The 6,595-nt window shown below is 73.5% G+C and carries 6 protein-coding genes; 3 read left to right on the forward strand and 3 right to left on the reverse strand.

The window, feature by feature from the left end; translation table 11 throughout:
* On the forward strand, positions 1–1,113 hold the full coding sequence (locus tag ND748_RS05950) for a C40 family peptidase (protein ID WP_251744653.1): 1,113 nt from the start codon (positions 1–3) through the stop codon (positions 1,111–1,113).
* Positions 1,114–1,944: 831 nt separating this feature from the next.
* Here ND748_RS05950 and ND748_RS05955 read toward each other — a convergent pair.
* The 3 genes from ND748_RS05955 to ND748_RS05965 form a co-directional block, all read right to left on the reverse strand.
* A complete protein-coding gene (locus tag ND748_RS05955) occupies positions 1,945–2,613 on the reverse strand; it encodes a PHB depolymerase family esterase (RefSeq protein WP_251744654.1) in 669 nt (222 codons plus the stop codon).
* A 105-nt stretch (positions 2,614–2,718) separates the two neighbouring features.
* Entirely contained in the window at positions 2,719–3,534 is an 816-nt protein-coding gene (locus ND748_RS05960; RefSeq protein ID WP_251744655.1) for a type 1 glutamine amidotransferase, read from the reverse strand.
* On the reverse strand, positions 3,531–4,781 hold the full coding sequence (locus tag ND748_RS05965) for a Mur ligase family protein (RefSeq protein WP_251744656.1): 1,251 nt from the start codon (positions 4,779–4,781) through the stop codon (positions 3,531–3,533). The genes ND748_RS05960 and ND748_RS05965 overlap by 4 nt, the downstream gene beginning before the upstream one ends.
* A 439-nt stretch (positions 4,782–5,220) precedes the next feature.
* Between ND748_RS05965 and ND748_RS05970 the strand changes: the two genes are divergently transcribed.
* Together ND748_RS05970 and tadA are read left to right on the forward strand one after the other, a co-directional pair.
* The gene (locus ND748_RS05970) at positions 5,221–5,715 is read left to right on the forward strand and encodes a tRNA adenosine deaminase-associated protein (RefSeq protein ID WP_251744657.1); all 495 of its coding nucleotides are present in this window, start codon (positions 5,221–5,223) and stop codon (positions 5,713–5,715) included.
* 97 nt (positions 5,716–5,812) lie between these two features.
* The gene (tadA, locus tag ND748_RS05975; RefSeq protein WP_251744660.1) at positions 5,813–6,259 is read left to right on the forward strand and encodes a tRNA adenosine(34) deaminase TadA; all 447 of its coding nucleotides are present in this window, start codon (positions 5,813–5,815) and stop codon (positions 6,257–6,259) included.
* The last annotated feature ends 336 nt before the right edge of the window (positions 6,260–6,595 follow it).

Here is a 6,595-nt window from a genome sequence, read left to right on the forward strand (position 1 = left end):
TTGTCCGCGCAAAGCGTGCAGCTCGACGAAGATTCGCGCGTCGCCGGTCGCGGCCGTCACCGCGCCCAGTCCGCGCCGCCGGTCGCCCGTAGCCGGGCCCGTGCTCGCGCCTTCGCCGCGCTGACCACCGGGACCGTCGCTGTCTCCGGGGTGGCCCTGGCCGGCTGCGCCACCGACGTCCACGCCGACACGGCGTTGGAAGAGTCGCCGAACACCGCCCCCGTCACCCTCGCCGCTCAGATCGGCTCGCGTGCCGCCCTGGGCGGCAGCATCGCCGCGGCGGCGGTCAGTGAGCACAGCTCCTCGGGAGCCGTTCTCGGCGCGACGAACGGCCTCGACGCCCCGCCCCTGGCCGGCAAGGTCCAGGTCGGCCTGCGGGTGACGAACCCCAACGTGACCGTGAACGCGGACGAGCCGGTCGACATCGGCTTCTCGCTCTACAACGAGGCCACCCACGCGCCGCTGGCGAACCAGCTCGTCAAGGTGCAGGTGAAGCTCCCCAACGGGTGGGCCACCTTCAAGCACCTGCAGACGAACGCGCAGGGGTATGCGTCCTACACGGCGCGGGTGCTCACCACGACGAACGTCACCGCGATCTTCGATGGCACGGACGCCCTGCAGTCCGCCCACTCGGTCAACGACGCGACCCTGAGCGTGCGCCCCCAGCGGGACCCGCAGCTCGCCGGCGTCTCCTCCCGCCTGGGCAGCCTCACCGGCGGCGTCTCCATCGGTTCCACCCAGGTGTCCGTGCCGGTTCCGTCCAGCTCGGTCGGCGCGAAGGCCGTCTACCTGGCCTCCCTGCAGGCGGGCAAGCCGTACGTCTACGGCGCCGACGGCCCGAGCTCGTTCGACTGCTCCGGGCTGGTCCAGTACGTCTTCAAGCAGCTCGGTAGGAGCCTGCCGCGGACCACGGACGCCCAGTTCGCCGCGACCACCCGGGTGTCGCAGTACAACAAGCAGCCCGGCGACCTGATCTTCCTTGGCTCGCCCGGGGACATCTACCACGTCGGCATCTACGCCGGTGACGGCAAGATGTGGGTCGCTCCGCACACCGGCAGCGTCGTGAAGCTCCAGTCGATCTACACCACCTCCTACTACGTCGGACGCGTCTAGAGCGTCCGCACCGCGCCAGCGCACCGTGCCCTGCGGCGCAGCGCCGGCCATCCGGTGGTCACCTCGTCCGGCTGGAAGGACGACGAAGCCCGTCCAGCCCCGAGCCGACCGCGACGCGGCCTCCCCCTTCGGTCGCGCGTGTGGTCAGGCCGCCGGTCAGGCATCGATCGACCGCGCGTCCGCACCCCGTCGTGCCCGCCCCGCCGGGCCTGCTCCCCCCGGCAGGCGGTAGACGCGCCTCGCCGACCCGTCCGGGTCACCATCGCCGTTGCCCCGGACGCTGTTCCACGACACGGCTGACGCCGAGATGTCGCCGGACCACCCGCACCTGCACCCGCATGTGGTCCGCGCGTCTGAAATCCGTGGCGTCGCGGTCCCGGCCGAGCCGAGACCGGTTGTACGCGGGCCCTGACACCGCCCGCCAGCACCGACCCGACCTCGCTTCCGCGCCAGCCGGACAATGCCTCCTTCCGGCCGGACGGACGTCAGATCTCCCCCCCATCTGACGTCCGTCCGGCCGGAAGGCCCCCGACCCCGCCGGCCTTCCCTCGGATTCCCCCCCCATCCGCAGCGGGAGGCCGGCGGGCCCTCGGGTTCCACCCGGCCGATGAGGTCCGCCGATGCCGCTACCCCCCTCCCGGCGGCATCGGCGGACTTCTTCCATCTACCCATCCGTCCCGGGCGCGTACGCGGCCGCTGGGGACCGTGGCAGGCCCGCCACCGGGACCCCTCGGCGTGCGGTCGGACCCAGGACTTCAGGCTCGCTGGCGTCCGGCTCGCTCGGGTCAGGCTCGCTCGCGTCAGGTCAGGTTCTCGGGCTCAGGTTCAGGCTCAGGCGCCCAGGTGGTGCTTGGCGGAGGCCGTCCACAGCGTCTGGCTGACCTTCTTGTTCCAGTCGGTCTCGGCGACCCTCGCCTCCGGCGCCCGGCCCGGGCAGGCGGACTGCGGCTCCTGCGTGAACTGCCCCACCACGCCGACGGCCGCGAAGATCGGTCTGGGGCCGCCGCAGACGACGGTCAGCGCGAGCCGAGCGCCCTCGCCGACGCCCCACACGTAGATCCGGTTCGGGTCGACCTTGGTCCTCTTCGCGGAGACGTAGCTGACCACGTCGCGCAGGTACTTCGCGTCGGCACCATCCGGGGAGTCGATCCGCCAGGTGCCGCCGACCGCCTCGGGATAGGCGACCGCGAAGTTGCGGGCGTTCGCCACCGAGCCGGCGGCGCTGTCATGGTCGAGGGTCTTGGCGTCGACGTTGTCGTCGTGCAGGATCAGCACCAGCGGGATCGGATCCTTCGGGTCCGACGGGGCGTGCACGAGCAGTTCCCGGTCGGCCGAGCCGTAGTCCTTGGGCATGCTGACGCGCTTGGTCTTCGGGCCGTTGCCGCGCTCGATGAAGACCCAGAGCACGACGATGACGGCCCCGATGATGAGTACGGTTCGCTTGTTCTTGCCCCACCAGCCGGCAAGGGGATTGGACGCCACGATCCAACCGAACCACACCGGTAGCCGGGAAACGCCGGAAACGGGCGACCAGATGACCCTCGGGCCTACTCGTTCGGCCGAGGCGGTCCCGTGGCCGGGGGGGTCACGGGAGCGACGTCGGGGTCAGGATGTGGCGAGCGCGCGGCGGCGGGCCTCGCGCAACACCTGCGCCTCCCGGGGGGCGTCCAGCGGCGGGAGCTCGCCGTGGATCCAGGTCAGCAGGAGGTCGGCGAGCGCCGGATTCTGCGCCAGGACCGGCCCATGCAGGTAGGTGCCGATGACCCGGCCGTCGACGATGCCATCGGTGCCGCCGCCGTCGCTACCACCCGTGCCACCACCACCGCCGTCACCACCGCCAGTGCCACCACCGGTAGCGCCGCCGTCGCCGTCGCCGATCCCGCGGCGCACCACCCCCAGCGGGAAGCCGCCGGCCCCGGGCAGCCGCCTGGTCCGCCCGGCGTGGTTCTCGTACCCGTACAGGGTGGGCAGGCCGAGGCGCGGATCGGGTTCGACGACGATGTCACCGACGGCCCGTCCGGGCGGCGGCGTCTGCGGCGGTGCGAACGAGCGGCGGGTCTCGATGTCCACGAGGTTCAGCCCCTCGTGGATCTCCCCGCCCGACGGGAACGTCGCGCCGATCACCTGGTAGCCGGCGCAGACCGCGAGCACGGCCGCCCCCGATCCCACCGCACGCACGATCGCCCGGTTCTGCCGGATGCCGTCGGCGGCGAGCACCTGCGGAGCGTCCTCGCCCCCGCCGAGCAGATAGATGTCGCAGCTTTCCGGCACCGGCGAACCGGCGGGGACGCTGACCACGTCGGCGGGCAGGCCCCGCCAGCGCAGCCGCTGCTCGAGGACGATCGCGTTGCCGCCGTCCCCGTAGGTGCCGAGCAGCTCGGGGTAGATCAGCGCGATCCGGGTCGCCGAGGCGCCCCTCATCGGGAGCTCCGGACCAGCAGATCTCGGAACGCCGTGTAGTTGGCGACCACGTCGACCACCTTCTCGTTGGCCGCCAGCGCCGCGTCCTCGGCGCTGGCGTGCACGCTGTGCGGCACCTCCGCGTAGGCCAGCCGCACGCTCATGTCCTCCTTGCGCCCGCCGGTGACGAGCACCTGCCGGCCGGCGAGCCGTTCGAAGGGGACGTCCCAGATCCAGGACGGATCCCGGCCGTCGGCGGTCTGCGAGTTGAAGTCGATGACGACGGGCCGGGGCGGCGCGTCGGCGAGCAGCTCCATCATCTCCACCCAGCCGGCGGGGTTCTTCGCCAACAGCAGCCGGCCGCGGCGGCCCTGCTCGCCGAGGGCGACCTCCTGGTAGCGGCCCTGGACATCACCGAGGCCGGCCATGGCGGCCAGCGCCGCCTCGACCTCGACGCCGAGCTCGCGGGCCGCGGCGGCGGCCATCGCGGCGTTGCCGAGGTTGACCCGGCCGGGCAGGTCCAGGTGGGCCGAGATGGTGCGGCCGTACCAGAGCAGCTCCCGGGGCCCGGTGACCGCGACGATCGGCTCGGGCCGGGCCAGCCCGCACTCGGACCACCAGCCGTTGGCGTTGCGGTGCAGCAGGCGGGCGCACTGCGGGCAGACCATCGCGTCGGCGGTCCAGTTCTGGCCGGCCGACACCCACACCTGCCGTCGCCAGCCGGCCGCCGCCCAGGCGACCAGCGGGTCGTCGACGTTCGCGACCACCGTGGCGTCCGGCAGCTCGGCGCCGAGCTCCCGCCACATCGACGCGATCCGCCGGGTCTCGTTGGACCGGTCGAGCTGGTCGCGGCTGATGTTGAGCAGCAGCACGACCCGCGGCAGGATCTCCCTGGCCACCTTCGGCAGCCAGATCTCGTCGACCTCCAGGGCGGCGGCTGCGTCGAACGGCGGTCGGGAGAGCGCCGCCAGGACGCCGGGCGCCATGTTCGCCCCGCCGCTGTTCGACTTCACCGGCCCGACGGTGCCCAGTGCGCGGGCAAGCAGCCGGGTGGTCGTCGTCTTGCCGTTGGTGCCCGACACGCAGGCGGTGTGGCGATGGGAGCCGACCTCGGCCAGCGCCCCCGGGGAGACCCGCAGGGCGAGCTTGCCGCCGATCATCTCCCCCGAACCGCGGCCGAGGCGGCGCGACGCCTCGGCCGCCAGGCGTTCGACGGCGAGCGCGGCCTGAGTCCGGGCGGTGAACCTGCGCGGGAATGATGTCGTCATCGCGCTTTCTACAGTGCCACGAGGGTGCCGGGAGACGAAGACCACCCCCGCTTCCGTTCGGTTACATCCCGATCGTCGCCGATGCCGCCGGCGGCGAACCACCGCCGCCCCCGTCGTCGCCGAGTCTGCCTGCCAGACACCATCGCCGCAGGTCAAGCGGCGTGACCGGCCGACCTGCGCCGGCGGAACTTCCGTGCTACCTCCCGGTGTGCGAACGGGCGCCAACCGGACCACCATGGGGGAATCAACCCGGCGTCGCGGTAGAACTCACCCGACGGGGTGAACCGGAATACCCAAGACCGGCCCTCGGGACGAGAATCACAGGCGGAGCATGGCCGGTCACCGATCCGGCCAGGGCCGCGCGGGGCCCGGGACCCCGGCCGAGCAGCGGCCGGCCGCCAGGCACCACGCGGTTGCAGAAGGGACGTGAGGGCGCACAGTGACGACGAAGGCAATCGCGATCGCGCGGGACCACGACCGCTGGTCGGTGCACGATCTGGACCCGGCGGGCGCCGATGATCTCGACGCCCTCACCGACACGATGCGCGACTTCGGTGACGACACCATCGTGGCCTTCCTGGAGGAGGACGACGAGTATCTGGCGATCGTCCGGGTCGGCGCCGACGAGCCGGACCCCAAGGTCTTCCTCTCCGACCGGCGGGTCCTGATCACCTCCGAGCTCGCCGAGCGGCTGTTCGCCGACGCCCTGCCGTCGATGGCGGGCCTGGCCACGGAGGACGACGAGGACGACGACACCGCCGCGCTGACCCAGGCGGCCCCGGTCGGCGACCTCGACCTGCTCGGCGACCTGGGCACCTCCGAGGAGGCGCTGCTGGAGCTGATCGGCGAGGAGGGCATGCTGCCCGCCGACCTGATCAGCGCCCTGAGCGAGCGCGCCGGCGCCGGAGAGATCCTCGACGACGCCCGTGGCTGACCCCGCCCCACCGGGCGGATCCGAGCACGACGCGGCGGACCGGCTCAACGCAGCGGGTGGGCACGGCCCGGCCGGCGGATCCGATCACGGTGCGGCGATGGGGCTCGCGCTGGCCTTGGCGCGGCTGGCGCCGGAGCACGGCGACGTCCCGGTGGGTGCGGTTGTGGTGGCCCCGGACGGCACGGTGCTCGGGGAGGGCCGCAACACCCGCGAGCGCGACGGCGACCCGACCGCCCACGCCGAGGTGATCGCGCTGCGGGCCGCGGCGGCCCGGGTCGGCTCCTGGCGGCTGTCCGGCACCACCCTCGTGGTCACCCTGGAGCCGTGCACGATGTGCGCGGGCGCCCTGGTGCTCGCCCGGGTGGACCGGCTCGTCTACGGCGCCGTCGACGACAAGGCCGGCGCGGTCGGCTCGCTGTGGGACGTCGTGCGCGACCGCCGCCTCAACCACCGCCCCGAGGTCATCTCCGGCGTCCGCGCCGCCGAGTGCGCCACCCTGCTCGCCGACTTCTTCGCCGCCCGCCGCCGCCCGCCATCCCGCTGACTCGCGCTCCCCCGGAGCGGGCTCGTGCCCTCCCCTTCCCCCTCGCCCTCTCCCGCCCCCCTCTCTCCGCCGCGCAGTCGACTGCGGTGCGCTCGCGCCGGTCCGAATCCCGAAGACCGTGCAGAACGCACCGCAACTGACCGCGGTTTCGCATGATCGATAGTCGGGCTGGGGTTCGCCCGCGGTGGGGGGGGGGGGGGGGGGCGGCCCCCCGCCCCCCCCCCCCCCGCCCCCCCCCCCCCCCCCCCCCCCCCCCCCCCCGCGGGCGGCCGGACAGCGGACCGGTTGCCGCTGGCTGGGGCGGATGGTAAGCCCACAGGGGGTGGATGGTGATCG

The sequence above is a fragment of the Frankia sp. AiPs1 genome, assembly GCF_023716945.1.
In the GTDB taxonomy this organism is placed as follows: Bacteria; Actinomycetota; Actinomycetes; order Frankiales; family Frankiaceae; genus Frankia.

What these genes read in the sequence shown, in the direction of transcription:
- ND748_RS05960 (WP_251744655.1), bottom strand. Translation starts at nt 3,534, where the DNA reads ATGAGGGGCGCCTCGGCGACCCGGATCGCGCTGATCTACCCCGAGCTG.
- ND748_RS05965 (WP_251744656.1), bottom strand. Translation starts at nt 4,781, where the DNA reads ATGACGACATCATTCCCGCGCAGGTTCACCGCCCGGACTCAGGCCGCG.
- tadA (WP_251744660.1), top strand. Translation starts at nt 5,813, where the DNA reads ATGGGGCTCGCGCTGGCCTTGGCGCGGCTGGCGCCGGAGCACGGCGAC.